The organism is Candidatus Seongchinamella marina (genome assembly GCF_026262685.1).
Lineage (GTDB): Bacteria > Pseudomonadota > Gammaproteobacteria > Pseudomonadales > Halieaceae > Halioglobus > Halioglobus marinus.
The window spans coordinates 243,263-260,019 of record NZ_SHNP01000002.1; the positions used below are offsets into that span (position 1 = coordinate 243,263).

The following is a 16,757-nucleotide window of genomic DNA, read 5'->3' on the forward strand; positions in this document are numbered from 1 at the left end:
CGTCGCTTCAATGCTTAGATAAACAAGCTCACGCACAGCAACCCGACGGAACCCAGTACCAGCGTGTAGGGGAACGCCATAATTACCATGCGTCCATAGGACAGCCTGATAAGTGGAGCAACGGCAGAAGTGAGCAGGAACAAAAATGCGGCCTGTCCATTGGGAGTGGCTACGCTAGGCAGATTGGTGCCCGTGTTAATGGCGATTGCCAACTGATTAAATTCGGCGCGTGTGATATCCCCTGCATCGAGGGCAGCTTTAACTTCAGAGATATAGACGGTGGCGACAAACACGTTGTCGCTAATCATCGACAATACGCCATTGGCCAGGAAGAACATGGCGGGGCGAACATCGGCTTCCATAGCCAGTACCCTGTCAATGACCGGCGTAAAGAGGTGCTGGTCATGAATGACAGCAACAATGGCGAAAAACACGACCAGCAGTGCGGTGAAAGGCAGGGCCTCTTCAAAGGCGTGGCCAATTTGGTGTTCCTCCACAACGCCGTTGAAAGCGGTCAGCAATACAATGACCATCAAGCCTATCAGGCCCACCGCGGCCCAGTGCATAGCCAGTGCTAATACCAGGATGCCAGCAACAGCGGCCTGCACAACCAGTCGCGCGTTAGTGCGCGAGTTGCGCTGAGAGGCCTCTTTTTCTTCAAACTCTTCAAGTACTTCGCGAACCCGAGGTGGCAACTTGGCGCCGTAACCGAATTTACCGGACACCTCCAGCAAGACGCAGGTGATGAGGCCACATACCAGTACCGGCATCGTAACTGGCGCCATCACAGTTACAAAGGTAATGAAGTCCCAGTCAGCGACCGTGGCAATTAGCAGGTTTTGAGGCTCGCCAACCAGGGTGCAAACGCCGCCCAGAGCGGTTCCAACCGCACCATGCATTAGCAGACTGCGCAGAAATGCGCGGAAGTTTTCCAAATCCTCGCGATTGTGCTCCTGCACCGCATCATCCTGGGACGGATCATGATCCGCATGACCCAAGCCCTTGCCTGATGCCACTTTGTGATAAACCGAGTAGAAACCAACGCCAACGCTGATTAGGACTGCAGTGACCGTTAAAGCGTCTAAAAAAGCAGATAGTACGGCTGCGACCAGGGAAAACAGCAGAGACAGTAAAACCTTGGACTTCACCTTTAACAGTATTTTGGTGAAGACATATAGCAGCATCTCTTTCATGAAATAAATGCCGGCAACCATGAACATCAGCAGCAAAATAACCTCAAAATTCGCGAGGGTTTCCTTAAACACCATCTCCGGGGATGTCATTCCCAGTAACACTGCCTGTATGGCGAGCAGACCGCCGGGTTGCAATGGATAGCAGCGCAGGGCGAGAGCCAGGGTGAAAATAAACTCTCCTATTAACGCCCAACCCGTAATGAAGGGGCCTGCAAGCATTAGCAAGATCGGGTTCATTAGCAGAAACACAATGATCGTTTGCTTGTACCAGACGGGGGACGAACCCAGGAAGTTTTGCCAAAAGGCTTTTACGGTAGAGTCGCTCATGATGTCAGGAAGGTCAGCCAGATAAAATAAAACAGCATTCTACGACAATTTGTGAGCAGTTTCCTTGCTTTCGCAGCATTTTATTAAGCGGATGCCGCACTTGAGTTGATGCCGCGCGGCGCATACTATAGCCGGTCGTTTTCAAGCCTCGAAATGCCATGTTCAGACCCGATCACAGAGTTCCTACTAATGCTTCCCCGGCAGTCTATGTTGTATTCCAGGGCGGCAAATTAGTGAGCTATATGCGCTCCCCCCAAATGTGCTTGCTGGACGAAGACATTGTTCAGCGCGATGGATGGGTCGAACGCAAGCGTCACTTTATGGGCTACTGGCAAGAACAGCCCTGTTTTGCGCTTGAAATAGAAGAAAAGCACGATCTTGACCCAATGGAATATCAGTTGGGCAGCTTGTGGCAGATACTGGGCCGGGTAGACGAGCGCTTGTTCTCACTGGCCGGCAGGGCGGCGCAACTACTGGACTGGGAAAGGGACCATCAGTTTTGTGGACGCTGTGGCGACAGGATGCAACTACATCCGCAGGATCGGGCCATGCGCTGCGCTCCCTGCGGTACCACCAATTACCCGCGTATAAACCCATGCATTATTGTGCTGGTAACCCGCGGTGAAGAGATGTTGCTGGCCCGTAATGTTAATCACCCGAGCGCGATGTATAGCACTCTGGCAGGTTTTATAGAGGCAGGGGAGACGCCGGAGGAAACACTGGTTCGTGAAGTTCACGAAGAGGTTGGCGTGACAGTGGGTAATCTCCGATACGTTCAATCCCAGTCCTGGCCTTTTCCCAATCAGTTAATGCTGGGCTTTTTTGCCGACTACGAAAGCGGTGATATCGTCTGCGAACCCACTGAAATTGCTGATGCCCAATGGTTCCACCCATCCGATTTGCCAATGATACCGCCTCCAAGCTCGGTGGCAGGTCAGCTGATCAAACAACACATTAATTCTTTATCCTGAACCCGGAGTAGCACTTGGAATTTTTATACGAATACGGATTGTTTCTCGCCCAGGCCGCCACCTTGGTGGGGGCTATTCTTATCCTGGTCGCAGGGCTGGTCTCGGTGGGACAGCGCAACAAGGCTGAGCAGCATGAGGGGCACATTGAAATTCGTGACCTCAATGAAAAATACGATCAGCTCAATGAGCAGCTCCAGCATGTTGTAGCAGACCCCGAAATACAGAAATTGGAGCGCAAGGCTCGTAAGAAACAGGCGAAGAAAGACGCAAAGGCCGCTAAAAAAGCCCGTAAGCATCAGGATGAAGCACCGGAGCAACGCAAGCGACTCTATGTCCTGGGGTTTGAGGGCGATATCAAAGCCAGTGCGGCTGATAATCTGCGTGAGGAAATAACCGCGGTTCTCAATCAGGTAGAGGATGGCGACGAGGTGCTGGTAAAAGTTGAAAGTCCAGGAGGGATGGTTCATAGCTACGGGCTGGCCGCTAGTCAGTTGCAGCGTGTTCGTGATGCGGGTGTGCCACTGACCATTGCGGTAGACAAAGTAGCGGCCAGTGGCGGTTATATGATGGCGTGTGTTGCAGATCGTATCGTGGCGGCGCCTTTTGCCGTCATAGGGTCTATCGGTGTGCTTGCCCAGCTGCCGAACTTTCATCGTTTGCTGAAGAAGAACGATATCGATTTTGAGTTGTTCACCGCCGGTGAGTACAAGCGCACGGTAACCATGTTCGGTGAGAACACAGACAAGGGTAGAGAAAAGTTCTCTGAGGAATTGGAAAAAACGCATGAGCTGTTCAAGGATTTTGTGAGCACTAACAGGCCGCAGTTGGATATTGCCAAAGTAGCGACAGGGGAAGTCTGGTATGGCAAGCAGGCGGTCGCTGAGGGTCTGGTTGATGAATTGAAGACCTCAGACGCCATTGTTCAGGAGCACCTTAAAGAGTGGGATGTTTTTGACGTACGCTTCGTGCTGAAGAAAAACTGGCAGGAAAAAATGGGCCTGGCCGCAGAGGGGGCCCTGGAGAGCGCATTTTTGAAGATTTGGCAGCGGGGGCAGGGGCGCCCGCCGCTTTAGTCAATAAGCCTGATAACGACTAAGATCAAAAATACCGTACTCGATAGGCGTTAACCATTGTGATCGAGCGTGCACTTTGTCTGTAATTCGCCAGAACCACGGCGCATTGCGGCGCACGCCATAACGCTCGCTTAGCCTGAGGTAATCTTCTGCGCCTTTCATTGCCTCTATGTCCGCGGCGAAGCGGGCGATATCACCTTCGTTTACTTGAAAGAAGTAATTCGGATAGGCGCCGATAAAGCCTCTGACGATGGTCAGGTTATCCTCGTCGGGCGCGCGCCGTTTTTCTTCCTGAAAAGGTCCGGCAATGTTCAAATGTGCAGTGTTGCGCAACACGGTGTAAAACTCATCGCTGGAATCGCCGATTACGTTGATGAAGCTGACATTAGGCAGCAGTCCGTTATGTCTGCCGATACTGTTCTCAAGAGATTCCAGAGCTGCTACAACGCTTGGGGAGGCAGCTCCGCGGTGGTAGTCGAAGCGGTCAGCGGTCGCTCCATAGATACGCTGACGCATCTTTTCGAGTAATTCTGACTTGGGATCGTCCGTCGAATAATTGATGTCTGTTGTTTCTGCCGCCATTGTATTGAGCTTAATAAAATTAGTTCTGTAGCCTTTGCGTGCATCCCGGTACCAATGGTCGTGGATTTCCATGCGCTGTTGTTCAGGCATAAACATCAGGAAGTTAAATTCTCCCTCCATGCGCAGAAAGTCCATATAAAGACGCGACTCAAGCTGGTGAGCGGCGGCGCCATAAACATCAAAACCTGCAACTAACAGGTAATGAATTCTCTCCAGCAGAGGATAGTCGATTACCCAGGCGGTCTTTGGAACATTGCCCACCATTCCCGTGACAACGGAAGCCGTATCGAAGTGTCTGAAAATTGTCAGGGACGCATTGCGGTTGTTACCGTCACCGTCCCAAAGAGAATCAAGCGTCAGGTTCTGGCCCTCAGCGAGTAGTTCGCCAATGAGTTTGGATCGTGCTTGCTGGTATCGCGCATTGGATCTGGCATAACTGCGCCAGCGTACGATATCCATGATGGTCCCAGTGGCGGGTGTTGGCAGACGCAAGTTATCGGTTTCCTGCGCCAGGAACTGGGCATCGAGATCGACATCCTGATGATTGGGGTTGGCGAACATGACCCAAAAGTGATCGTCGATCACGTTTAAGGCAATTTGGCCTCGGCAGACCGGGCCCTTGATAAAGTTCATGATGGTAAAGCGGGACTCTTCCAGCAGGAAACGGTAGCGGGAGTCTACTGGCAGTGCCTGAAATGACTTGAACGGGTTTGAAGCCACTGCTGGAGCATAGCTCGGCAGCTGCTTGACCTCATAGTCTGGTTTGACGAACAGGTCTCGTACCCAGTCCATTCTCTGCTGGTCCATCCTGTAGGGCATATGGGTCTTAGCCAGTTTGGTGTCGGGCATGCGCTGAATGCGGTAATAAACCCTGTCCACCTCCGGGTCATCAAAAGGTCGTCGGGTTGCAATCAGGGCTAGTGGCTTGCCCGGGCCCGTGTGCGAGCGAACGATACGGAACCAGCTTCGTGGGTTGTCTTGTTCGAAGTAGAGGCTGGCCAGAAACAGGTGTTCGTACAAATAGCGGCCGACTAATTGTTCTCGCAGACTATTGCCATTGAGCAGTGTTTCCCACCGTTGCAGCAGTGTCTGGCTGTTGCTGGACAAGCCTGAAGCATCGGGTTGTGGAGCACCTTGCTTCAACCAGTGACTGAGGGTGGCGTGCTGGTCTTTATTGAGTCCAGGCAGTCCATAGGGCATCCCCCACAGCGGATTCTTCTTTGCATAGGCATCAAACTCCTCTTGCTTCGGGCATTGTTGGTCCCGGTAAAGAGAGAAGTCGAATGTTTCGGGAACAGAACCTTGTGCAGGCAGCGGGTGGTCCTGTTTCAGTTGCAGTAGTTGATACATCACACCACGCTCAGGCTGCTCTTTATCCAGTACCGAATAGAAACCCTTGTCACGCCAGCGTTGCTCGCTGAGTGCATCATCGAATAAGCGGGTGAGGTTGCCCGCGCGCAGCCGGCCGCCATCATAAACGACGTCTTTGCTGGCGCCTCGCGCAAGGCCTGCGTGGGCTTCGAGCTTGAGCTGGCAGGGGGCGTCATAGCAGCCGTGACAGACAATACATCGATGGTCGATGATCTCTTTTGCCGTGTTCGTAGATACGGTTACAGGTGGTGTGGTGACTTCTGTTATCACTTGCGCGGAAGCCAGCACCGGCTGCATTGATGGTGGTTGAACTTGTTCCTCTTCTTCCTCCTCCTCTACTTCGATAAGTTCTTCTTGCGGGCACTTGCCACGCATGAGAATGGCCCTGTTGGCGAGAGCGTCCTGGTCACCGTCAGCATCGGCAAGAATGGCAGCGGTGATGTCTGCGTTCGGATTAGCACAAGGGTCGGTGTCGTCGAAGGTGACGTTGACAAGAGTAGTGATTAACAAAACTGCAAACAGGAACAGTCCCGTTCGAAAAAAAACTTTAGCGTTCATGCGGAGCTCGATTTAGGTTTTTTCTGATGTTAGCAAAGCCTGTGCTCAAATGACGTAGTGTTAATGTGGTCAAGTTTCGGTCACATTCATGACCTAAGGTGCATCAGGCGGGGGCAGGGCGAATGCAAGCTTTTCACCCTTGAATATTTGGAACTGGGATCCACCGAAACGCATACGCCCTTTACCGCGTTCTACCAGTAGCTCAGAATCAAAACTATCATCCATGCTTTCTGCGATCTGCTTGCGAGCTCGAAAAATCATGATGTTGATGTGAGGCATATCCATACCCAGGTCTTTTTTAACCTGGTCGTTGTCTATCCATCCCTGCGACTTTCCATCAAAGCCGTTGGCCGCCTCCATCGCTCGCTGGCGTGCTAGATGTAGCAGCAGATAGTGATGTGAACGCTCTCCAAGGCTCAGCTCGCGATTCGTTAATTTCAGATGCAGGGCGGTATTTTCTTCGTCCTGGCTTAAATCGAAAACAAATTCAATGTCTTCAATGCTGTTTTCGGGCGTTTGGCTGATTTCAGTGCTTTGCTGTGTTTCCGCGAGAAATACTTGCCATTCCATATCACCGTATGAAAGCCGGTCCCCGTGATGAAGGATGTCAGATGATTGTGCAGAAGTGTCTTGGTCCATGGAGCGAACGACCCAGGAGCGTTGCTGGTAAGAATAGCTCACCACCGCTTCAGGCGTCTGTTGGTCCGGTAAAAAGACAAAAGACTGCAGAGTTAAGGACGGCGCATGACCAGCGCCAAGAAGAGCAGAAAACGGCGCGGAGTCATCTATGAGTTTTAACGGCGGCATGTCCGGAGACCCGAGGTGAAGCATGTCGCCGGCCTGAAGCGGGGTGTTTTCATTGGCTAACAGTCTTGTCGTTCCCAGCCAGGTACCGTTTTTACTGAGATCTCGAGCGTTCCAGCGCTGACCGTCCCATTCAAGAGCAAGGTGAATTCGGGAGGTTATGGGACTACTGACTAAGGTGTCTGTCCGATCGCCGGAGCGGCCGAAGGTGTGGTGTGAACGTAAGGGAATGATGGTCTGATTTTCAGTGTCGCGTATCTGCGCCATGCTAATGTTCAAACATCCGTGGAAAAAAGTCGCCGTCATGGTGACTAATTGAATAAAAAGGTCACGTCTTCAATCACTTAGCTAGGAAAATAAAGGAAATCCCTAAGATGCGCAACCAGTGTCCGTAATTGTTTGTAATGGCGAATGGGGCCCGCCGGAGCAATACTGATGTCGTGCATGAGAGTGCACATCACGCGGAATTAGCGGCCAGGGATGGCCGCTCTTTTTTTGTCTACTGCACTGCCACTGCATCCTTACCCTGCAAATCGCTGCGGTTGGGCAATGGCGAAAAACTACAGTGAACCCACTAAGTGGCCGCCATCAACCGGAATCGCTGTGCCGTTCATAAAGCTTCCTGCCTCCGATGCCAGTAGCAACAGCGGCCCCGTTAATTCATCCAGCTCCCCCATTCGTCCGGCGGTGGTGCTGGCCAGGTATTCCTGTCCGCTGCTGGACAGCAGGTAGTCTGAATTCATCTCGGTGGCAAAATAGCCGGGGCAAATCGCATTTACCCGAACGTACTTGCGGGCAAGCTCTGATGCAAGCGCTTTGGTTAGTTGCACTACTGCGGCTTTAGATACTGAGTAGGTGCTGAGCCCAATCCCTACACGCAGCCCCAGAATCGATGCGATGTTAATGATGCTACAGGGTTGTGATAGTTCGACGCTGCGTTTGGCGACGGCTTGCGCGACGCGCCATGCGCCTTTGAGGTTGGTGTCCATGACAAAATCCCAGTTCGTCTCGTCTTCCTTGAGACTGTGGCGGGATCCGGATACGCCAGCGTTGTTTACCAGAATGTCTATCGGCCCCAGCGTGTCCTCAATACTTGCTATGGCAGCGGTGACGCTGTGGCCAGCCGTGACGTCCAGAGTCACTGCAAAGGCGCGACCACCGGCGTCCTCGATTTCCTGAACCAGGTTTACAAGCTTATCGTTGCGTCGGGCAGCAACTGCTACAGATGCTCCGGCTAAAGCCAGCACCCTTGCAAAATGGGCGCCCAGGCCGCTAGAGGCGCCGGTCACTAACGCTGTTTTCCCTTGCAGGCCGAAACGTTGCTCAAGTGTCTTTGACATCAGCCCATCACCCATTGCTATAGCGTTTGATGATCATTTTACCCAGCGCCATTTGATGCACCTGGTCGGGACCGTCCGCTTGCCTGCACCAACGGGCATAATTGAATCCCTCCGCCATGCAGTAGTCTTCGGTTAGGCCACCTGCGCCGTGTATTTGCATGCAACGGTCAATCACCTGCTGCATCATGATTGGGACACTGGTCTTGGATGCAGCGATCAAGTCCATTGCACCTTTGGCGCCAAGCTCATCCATGCGCGCACAAGTTTTGAGGACCAGAAGCCTGGCCATTTCAATTTCGGAAAAGCATCGCGAGATCTCCTCTCGAACCGATTGATGTTGCGACAGGGCACGGCCAAAGGTTGTTCGAGCCTCAGCGCGGACACAAGCGAGTTCCAATGAGCGCTGGGCAATGCCAATCAGGCGCATACAGTGGTGGATGCGGCCCGGTCCCAGTCGCCCCTGGGCGATTTCAAATCCACGGCCTTCACCCAAAAGTATGTTTTCAAGTGGCACCCTGACGTCAGTGAACAGCAGCTCTGCATGACCCAGGGGGGCATCGTCGTAACCCAGTGTCGTCAGCGGCCTGATCAATTCCAGCCCGGGGGTGCTCTTGGGCACCAATACCTGGCTTTGTTGTTTGTGCCGGTTTTCGTTCTCAGGGTCTGACTTACCCATTACGATGAATATTTTGGTGCGCTCATACATGGCATTGGTGATGAACCACTTGCGACCATTGAGCACCCATTCGTCACCGTCGCGTTCTATGCGAAGTTCAACATTGGTGGCATCCGATGAAGCTACCTGGGGCTCTGTCATCGCATAGGACGAGCGCAGTTCTCCCGCTAGCAGCGGGGTCAGCCACTGCTCTTGCTGCGCCTCGGTCCCATACTTCATTAGCACTTCCATGTTGCCGGTATCAGGAGCGTTGCAATTAAATACCTCGGGAGACCACAAAACCCGTCCCATCATTTCAGCCAGCGGAGCGTAATCAAGATTGGACATGCCGTCATGGTCGGCGAACTGGGCGAGCCCCGGGGGAACGAAGAGGTTCCACAGTCCGGCCTCTCGGGCTTTGGTTTTCAGCTCATCCATCAAGGGGATCGGAGCCCAGCGGTTATCAGTGTGATGCAGGTGCTGGGCATATTGGTCCTCATTGGGAAAGATATGCTCGTCCATAAAAGTTTGCAGACGGGCCTGGAACTCTTGCGAGTGCTCGCTGAATTGGTACATTTCGGTCTCCTTTTAAAAAAGCTTGATGGCCCATCATAAGTCTTTGATGTAAATCACTGTTATTTATTTATATGATGAATAATTATTCACAAAATCAATAATAAGGAGCGCCATGAGGCTTGATAAGGTTGATCTGAACCTGTTCGTTGTATTCGACGCACTCTATCGTGAACGCAGTGTTACCCGAGTAGCGCAAGCGCTGCACCTGACCCAGCCAGCAGTATCGAATGCGCTCAGCCGGCTGAGACAAAGCTTCGATGATCAGCTTTTTGTCCGCAGCCCTAGAGGTATGCAGCCGACACCGGTTGCCGAAGCGATAAGCGTCGACGTTCAAAAAGCGCTGGGGCTGTTGCAAAAGACAACACTGAGCGGCCAGCGCTTCGACCCGGGATCAGCGGAAATGACATTTCGCTTGGGTATGAGTGACGTGGCCCAGAACATGGTGTTGCCGGGGCTACATAATGCCCTGGCACAGCTGGCACCGGGCGTCACCATAGAAGCTTATTACCTTGATCGAGTCTCCGCAGTGGCGCAGCTGAAATCGGGAGATCTGGACCTTTTACTGGATGCACCCCAGGTCAATGCCCGGGAGTTGGGGCAACTGCACCTGGGTAGTCTTTTATACCGTGTTGCTATGGCCAAGGCGCACCCGCTTGCTCAAGTTGATCTGGACCTCGATCAATATCTGGCGGCAAAACACGTGCATGTCTCTGCAAGGCCACGGGGCAGGGGGCAGGTTGATCTGGCGCTCCACGCTATTGGCCATCGGCGCAAGGTCGTTGTTCGTGTGCAGCAGTATGCGGTCGCAGCCGCGATTACCGCGCAAAGTGACTTGTTATGGACGGCCCCAGGCTCGGTCATCGATCATCCTGAGCTGCATGTCGTAGAAACTCCATTTCAGGTGGAGTCCCTGGTTCTCAACCTCTATTGGCATCGCAGCGCCGCGGAAGACCCGGCAAATGGTTGGATGCGCAAGATGCTGGCGCAGCAGTTCGCTGAGGGGCTGTCAAAAGGCCAGGGCTAGAGCGCATAATAGCCGCGATCATTTACCTTAAAGTCACAGCCTAAGGATACAAAGTTATGTGGTATGCCATCATTACCCAGGACGTCGCTGATAGCCTCGCCGGGCGAAAAGCCAATCGCTCCGCCCATCTCGAGCGCCTGCAAGCACTGGCGGATCAGGGACGTTTGCTTGTTGCGGGACCCCATCCTGCCGTAGATGCCGATGACCCGGGGACGGCGGGTTTCACCGGTAGTCTGATCGTGGCCGACTTTGATTCATTAGAGAGTGCACAAGCCTGGGCTGAGGAGGATCCTTATACCGTTGGTGGAGTCACCGAAAAAATCAAGGTAAAACCTTTCAAGAAAGTCCTGCCCTGAACTTCAGCTAGCCCCTTGTTCAGGGGCTACTGATAATAGACAATGCACTTGCGTTCGCAAATAGCGTTGTAGTCCAGCTTTACGAACCTTTCCCCTGACATTCACGATTGCCGTCTAACCCGGCAGGGACCCCGTTTTGCCGATATCCGACCCCGCGAGGGACGAACAAACCAGCATTGATCTGGAGGAATGGCTTCCAGTGCTGCGGGAACAGACCACTAAAGTGCTTCGCTCTACAGGGAAATATGCTTCCGGAATGGCCAAAATCTATGTCGCTATTCGGCCTCTGGCCAGTCTGATTAATCGCAGGGCAGACGTCACCGAAGAAGAGCTTCGGGCAGCGCTGGACGCACTGTTTTTCGCCCTGCAAGATCATCCGCTCACAGCCCAACTCACTGACCTTACCCGCCGCCTGCGCGAGGATAATATCCTGCCTAACGAGGAGAGCACGGAGAGCCTGTTGCGCTTTCTTATGGATCAGTTAACGGCGCGCGCGGTGATACCCATTCCCGAGCAATTAACTGAAGACTTCTGGTCTTTCTTCAATGAGTTGATGAGTGAGCCGGAGCTTAAAGGTCTGGGTGAAATCAGCCTGGACGTAGCTCGCATCGTGGTCAGTGCGTATGAACCACTGCTGGTCGAAGTGATCAATCAGCTCAAACACCTTCGCGACGCTAATAGTGCACACCTGCAGGACATTGTTAGCCAGACCGATATTCTCAAATCTGACCTGGATATCTTCCGCCGTCAGATTGGTGCGCTGGCTTACATTCGCGAGTTCTTTGACACCGACCCTGAAGATTTTAAGACCCAGGCATCGATAGTGGCCCAAATGGTGCGCGAATTTGGTCCGTTTTTTATCAAAATGGCGCAGGTAGCCGCCTCTGGTTCTGATTTTCTGCCCGACGAAATCAGCCAGGCCCTTGAGGTCTTTCAGGAAGACGTAGAACCAATGACACCAGCGGAGGTAGAGCAGGCATTTGTTGAAAGTTTTGGGGTGCTGCCGGGCAAACGATATTACGATTTTGATGCATCAAAACCCCTTAAATCGGGCTCCATTGCGACAGTTTACGTGGCCGAGAAACCGGTGCGGAATCGTCGTGGTCGCGAGGAACTCAAGACAGTCGTCGTTAAAGTAGGCCGGCATAATCTTGAACGCGAGTTTCTGATTGGGAAGACTGTGATCAAACTGGCGATACTCAGCAGTCAGTACTGGGCTCCGCACTCCAAACTATCACCTTTTCTTTCGTCTTGGCTGGATCAGGTCGATGTGTTTGTAGAAGGGTTTCGCGCGGAACTGGACTTTGAGGCAGAAGCCAGGGTGCAGGCGCGCTTTGCTGCAAGGGCAAGTTACACCGGCGGCTGGCACGTGCCAGAAGTCTACCAGACCACGCGGCGCATAATTGAAATGGAGTATGTCGACCCAGCAAGCAGTTTGACAACAGCATTTCGGGGAATGGGTAAGCGCAAAGCACTGAAAGCCAGGCGTAAAGTAGGTCGCGCATTCCTGCACACCGTGTTGTCACATTTGTTCGTATATCAGGAGTTTCACGGTGACCTTCACCCGGGCAATCTCATGGTGGGGGAAAATCAACAGCTGCATTTTATCGATTGGGGGAACAGCGTCGACGTCAGTGACATTTGGCGCCCGGCGCTGCGTTACTTACAGGCGATATTTGCCGCTGACGCGATGGCAATAGCCGACGCCATGATCGCACTGGGAACCGAACCGGAAAAGCTACAGAGTCAACGTAAAGAAATATTTGTACTGATCGAAGGTGCGCTGGCCGATTCAACATTGAAACCTCTTGGCATGGATTTTCTTGCAGTGCTTTACCAAGAGGGTGGCGAAGGCCTTAAGCGACGGTTAGAACTGGCAATGGGCTTGGGAGCGATCATGAATCGCCAGGGGATAGTGATCAATAGCGAATACATGCACCTGAGTCGTTCAATGGCTGCAATGTTGGGGTCTTATCTCGGTATTTACAAGGACGTATCACGACTGGTGCTAGCCCAGGATGCTTTCCTCGTAACGTGCCGCTGGCCCTCACTGGAGGCCTATCGCCAGGCCACTGGTTATCGCAAGCGACTGCTGCGTCAGGTGGCCAGGGATTTACCCGCGGGTCTGCGCAGAAGGGCACCCGGTGGCGATGTGCTTGCGCCACTGCCCGGTTGATCTCAAGCGATTACCCCGGCGTCCCGTAAGCTACGTATTTCCGTTTCGCCGTAACCGGCCTCAGCTAATATTTCTGCGCTATGCTCACCTAGCCTTGGTGGATGTCGGGTAAGGCTGGCGGGAGTCTCTGATAAATGCCCGGGATAACGCACATAACGCAGGGTTCCAAGCTCCGGGTGCTCGGCATCAAATATCGTGCGGTTGTGCTGGGCTTGAGGGTCCTCGGCAAATTCGCGAATAGTTTTTACCTTGCCGAAGGGCACTCCCTTAGCATCGAAGCGCGCGAGCAGCTCATCGGTGCGCCATTTGGCAATCTCTATTTCGATGGCATCCAACCAGGGGCCAAATTCGGCAATACGTTCGCCCACATTCCGCATGCCCTCTCGCTGCAACAAGTCTGGACACTCAAGCGCCTCGCAGAGACCCTTGAAATGATTGTCCTGTAATGCCATCCCGACTATATGACCATCATGGGTGGCGAATGTGCGCAGTACCGCCAGGGGCTCTGCGTCGGGCATGTCTGTGGGTTGAAAGCTGTCTACCGGCAGCATGTCAGGCAGCGAGTTGGCGGCATAGGCATCTATCATTGGAATATCGACTCGCTGGCCTTTACCTGTTCCGTTGATGCTGTCCCTCGCGTACAGCGCAGCGAGAACCACGCCTGAGGCGGTAGTTGCTGTTGTTTTGTCGACGATCGCTGACTGGATGAGCTGTGGTTTTCCGCCGAAGGGTTTTCCCTGAATATGCATCATTCCCACCAGACCCTGGGCGATCGGGTCATAAGCGGGGCGATCGGAGTAAGGGCCCGACGGACCAAACCCTGAAATTGCGGCGTATATCAGTCTGTTATTAATCGACCTGAGAGCTTCATAACCAATCCCAAGCCGGTCGGCAACCCCGGCGCGGAAATTTTCCACCACAACGTCAGCGTCCTTGGCCAGTCGGGTGAGGATCTCGACGCCTTCCTCTGACTGTAAATTCAGCGCGAGACTGCGTTTGTTGCGATTCATTTGGCAGTAAAAGCCAGTCAGGCCACCTTTTTCCGGGGGCATCATCCAACGCGATACCTCGCCGTGTGTGGGTTCGATTTTGATAACGTCTGCGCCAAGGTCGCCCAGCATCTGACTACAAAGCGGTCCGGTAATCATTGATGTGATATCGAGAACGCGTATCCCCTTCAGGGGGCCACTTGTTGCGGTATCCAGATTTATATCCATAGCGAAGTCCCGGGTCATTTTTGTTGATTCTAATTAAGCTGACTCATCAGCCACAGGGCGCAATCTGCCAAATCCGCCTGCAATAGTGATCATACAAGCTCAGCCCTTGAGTCTCGACGTTTGCCTGATATGGTATGCGCTGACAAAAAATAGTGGAAATAGATATGCCAGTTCGACCTCGACGTTCCATGCTCTACATGCCCGGTTCCAATGGACGGGCGCTGGATAAAGCCCGCACCCTGGCTGCCGATTGCCTGATTCTGGACCTGGAGGACTCAGTTTCGCCAGAGTCTAAACAACAGGCTAGAAGCCAGGTCGTGGATTCATTGGAAGCGGGTGGCTATGGCTACAGAGAGATTATCGTGCGCACAAACTCGCTGGATTCACCCTGGGCGATAGACGATTTTCTTAGCCTCGCCAAATCTGGTACCGCACCTGACGGCATCCTTATACCTAAAATTTCCAGCGCTACTGAAGTTTGCGATGCCATCGTCCAGATAGATGCTGCGGGTTGTCACCGGGATATTGGAATCTGGTTGATGGCGGAAACGCCACGCTGCATTCTCAGCATCGCAGAAATTGCTTCAGCCCATCCCCGGCTGCGGGGGTTGGTGCTGGGCACCTCAGATCTCGCAAAAGAGACGCGGGTGCGACACACCCCGGATCGGCTTGGTTTTATTGCGGCTTTAAACTTGTGTGTTTATGCCGCAAGGGCGAATGGCCTTGAGGTGATTGATGGCGTGCAGCTGGACCTTGAAGATGAGCAGGCGTTGCGGTTTTCCTGCCTACAGGGCAGGGACCTTGGGTTCGACGGTAAGAGCCTTATTCACCCCCGGCAATTGGCAATTGCCAATGAAGTTTTTGCACCCAGTGCGGAAGAGCAGGCCGCCGCAACCGAAATAATTTCAGGTTTCGAGCTGGCAGAAAAAGAAGGCAAAGGTGTTGTTGTGATTAACGGCAAGCTCGTTGAAGCCCTGCACGTAGAAGAGGCTAAACGTTGCCTGGCGCTGGCAGCTGCTATTCGCTCCCAGTCTTAGCGTCTCGCAACCGGGGTTGCTCAATCTCGATGCAGGACATTGATGATTTCATTGCGCAGGAGTCGCGGGTCTACCACCTTGTCAAAAGCCATGGCGTCTGCAGGAACCCAGGCGGCAGACTGTAGCTCCTGTAACTGGCCTGCCTCCTCAGCGCTGGCTTTTGCGGCGGCAGCTCCGCCAATGGCGGGAACGCCACCGAGCGAAACACAAGGCAGCGCGAGGCTGATTGCTTGTTTATCCCAGGGGTTCATACCCATAACCGAAGACCCGAAGCCGAAGGCTTTGCGCAAGGTCGCCACCACTTTTTGCCCACTGTAGCGACGCTGGGCGGCAAACATCTGGCCGGCAGCTTTGAGTATACCCTCGCTCTCTGACTGTGGCCCCGGCATGACGCCTGGATTATCCAAAAGCATGATTAAAGGCAAGTCGAAATCGTTAGCCACATCGATGAAATGGGTTGCTTTCTCTGCAGCTTGTCGATTAATAGCACCCGCCAGCAACATTGGCTGATTGGCTACAATCATCACTGGGACGCCACCGATTCTAGCCAACGCACAAAGTATCGAGCCGCCAAAGCCAGCTTGCAGTTCAAAAACGGACGTGGCGTCTGCCAGCGATTTCACTACCTTGCGCATGTCGTAGGTCTGGTTGCCATAGGGCGGCAGCAAATCCAACATATCTTCCCTAACCTCGGGTTGGGCGGCGATTGATTCAGTGTTGCGTCGGGCTTGCTCGCCCCTGCGTTGTGGCATGAGTGACAGGTAGTAGCGCACCTGCGAAAAAGCCTCATCTTCAGAGGCCGCCAGGTTATGGACTACGCCACTTTGGGTGGCATGCATTTGAGCACCTCCCAGTTCCTCAGGTGTAGCGGTAAGTCCCAGTGATGCCTTTACCAGGGGTGGGCCAGCAGTAAATAGGGCTGCATTTTCAAGCATTACAATAAAGTCTGCGAACATACCGGTCAGCGCGCCATGGCCGGCTGATGACCCCATCACCATGCTGACTACCGGAACCTGACCCTTAAGATCGGCAACCAGCTGCAGATCATTAGGGGTATTGGGGTAGCGTTCTTCGGTATTGCCCGCGCGCTCACCAGCGCCATCGAGAATGATCACTAACGGCAGGCGTTGTTCCAGTGCCAATCGTACGAGGCGGGTGCGCTTTGCGGCGTTGGCGTGACCTATTGACCCACCTTTCACGGTAAAATCTTCTGCCAGTGTTACCACGCTGTGGCCGTGAACGAGCCCGGTGCCGCCGACAATTCCGTCACCGGCCAAGGCAGGATGGCCACCGGGATGATTGCTGCCAGCCAACGCGCCAATTTCCATGAAGGTGCCGGGGTCAAACAAGCGATGGATTCGTTCTCGCGCGGACAAGCGACCCCTCGCGCGCTGCTTTTCGAGTTTTTCGGCACCGCCCATTGCCTCGGCGCTCGTCTGCCGGTGTTGCAACTCGTCCAGTAAGTTTTCCCAAAGTTTTCGACTGTCAGTCATCTTT

13 protein-coding genes are annotated in these 16,757 nt (G+C 53.4%); 6 read left to right on the plus strand and 7 right to left on the minus strand.

Annotated elements, in window-relative coordinates; genetic code table 11:
* Positions 1–14 precede the first annotated feature (14 nt).
* Positions 15–1,520: a sodium/proton antiporter NhaB gene (gene nhaB, locus EYC87_RS06120; protein ID WP_279252107.1), complete on the minus strand. Its 1,506-nt coding sequence runs from the start codon at positions 1,518–1,520 to the stop codon at positions 15–17.
* Between the two features lie 158 nt (positions 1,521–1,678).
* Here nhaB and nudC point away from each other — a divergent pair, with 158 nt between their 5' ends.
* Both nudC and sohB read left to right on the plus strand, forming a co-directional pair.
* On the plus strand, positions 1,679–2,491 hold the full coding sequence (gene nudC / locus EYC87_RS06125; protein WP_279252108.1) for an NAD(+) diphosphatase: 813 nt from the start codon (positions 1,679–1,681) through the stop codon (positions 2,489–2,491).
* A 14-nt stretch (positions 2,492–2,505) separates the two neighbouring features.
* On the plus strand, positions 2,506–3,564 hold the full coding sequence (gene sohB / locus EYC87_RS06130) for a protease SohB (protein ID WP_279252109.1): 1,059 nt from the start codon (positions 2,506–2,508) through the stop codon (positions 3,562–3,564).
* Here the strand turns inward: sohB and EYC87_RS06135 are convergent, their stop codons facing one another.
* The 4 genes from EYC87_RS06135 to EYC87_RS06150 all read right to left on the minus strand — a co-directional run bounded on the left by EYC87_RS06135 (position 3,565) and on the right by EYC87_RS06150 (position 9,450).
* Positions 3,565–6,075 carry a fatty acid cis/trans isomerase gene (locus EYC87_RS06135; protein ID WP_279252110.1) on the minus strand — a complete coding sequence of 837 codons (2,511 nt, stop codon included), beginning with the start codon at positions 6,073–6,075 and terminating at the stop codon, positions 3,565–3,567. It abuts the gene before it with no gap.
* 93 nt (positions 6,076–6,168) lie between these two features.
* Complete coding sequence (locus EYC87_RS06140; protein WP_279252111.1) at positions 6,169–7,146, minus strand: FHA domain-containing protein; 978 nt, start codon at positions 7,144–7,146, stop codon at positions 6,169–6,171.
* Between the two features lie 293 nt (positions 7,147–7,439).
* Positions 7,440–8,219: an SDR family NAD(P)-dependent oxidoreductase gene (locus EYC87_RS06145; RefSeq protein WP_279252112.1), complete on the minus strand. Its 780-nt coding sequence runs from the start codon at positions 8,217–8,219 to the stop codon at positions 7,440–7,442.
* A gap of 7 nt (positions 8,220–8,226) precedes the next feature.
* Positions 8,227–9,450 carry an acyl-CoA dehydrogenase family protein gene (locus EYC87_RS06150; protein ID WP_279252113.1) on the minus strand — a complete coding sequence of 408 codons (1,224 nt, stop codon included), beginning with the start codon at positions 9,448–9,450 and terminating at the stop codon, positions 8,227–8,229.
* A 112-nt stretch (positions 9,451–9,562) separates the two neighbouring features.
* Between EYC87_RS06150 and EYC87_RS06155 the strand changes: the two genes are divergently transcribed.
* The 3 genes from EYC87_RS06155 (at position 9,563) to EYC87_RS06165 (ending at position 13,006) form a co-directional block, all read left to right on the plus strand.
* The gene (locus EYC87_RS06155) at positions 9,563–10,474 is read left to right on the plus strand and encodes a LysR family transcriptional regulator (protein ID WP_279252114.1); all 912 of its coding nucleotides are present in this window, start codon (positions 9,563–9,565) and stop codon (positions 10,472–10,474) included.
* Between the two features lie 56 nt (positions 10,475–10,530).
* Positions 10,531–10,830: a YciI family protein gene (locus tag EYC87_RS06160; protein ID WP_279252115.1), complete on the plus strand. Its 300-nt coding sequence runs from the start codon at positions 10,531–10,533 to the stop codon at positions 10,828–10,830.
* Between the two features lie 136 nt (positions 10,831–10,966).
* The gene (locus EYC87_RS06165; RefSeq protein ID WP_279252116.1) at positions 10,967–13,006 is read left to right on the plus strand and encodes an AarF/UbiB family protein; all 2,040 of its coding nucleotides are present in this window, start codon (positions 10,967–10,969) and stop codon (positions 13,004–13,006) included.
* Between the two features lie 2 nt (positions 13,007–13,008).
* On the opposite strand, the gene EYC87_RS06170 is transcribed toward EYC87_RS06165, so the two are convergent.
* Positions 13,009–14,223 carry a CaiB/BaiF CoA transferase family protein gene (locus EYC87_RS06170; RefSeq protein WP_279252117.1) on the minus strand — a complete coding sequence of 405 codons (1,215 nt, stop codon included), beginning with the start codon at positions 14,221–14,223 and terminating at the stop codon, positions 13,009–13,011.
* A 164-nt stretch (positions 14,224–14,387) separates the two neighbouring features.
* On the opposite strand from EYC87_RS06170, the gene EYC87_RS06175 reads away from it, so the two are divergent.
* A complete protein-coding gene (locus EYC87_RS06175) occupies positions 14,388–15,260 on the plus strand; it encodes an HpcH/HpaI aldolase/citrate lyase family protein (protein ID WP_279252118.1) in 873 nt (290 codons plus the stop codon).
* 20 nt (positions 15,261–15,280) lie between these two features.
* On the opposite strand, the gene EYC87_RS06180 is transcribed toward EYC87_RS06175, so the two are convergent.
* On the minus strand, positions 15,281–16,753 hold the full coding sequence (locus EYC87_RS06180) for an acyl-CoA carboxylase subunit beta (RefSeq protein ID WP_279252119.1): 1,473 nt from the start codon (positions 16,751–16,753) through the stop codon (positions 15,281–15,283).
* Positions 16,754–16,757 lie beyond the last annotated feature (4 nt).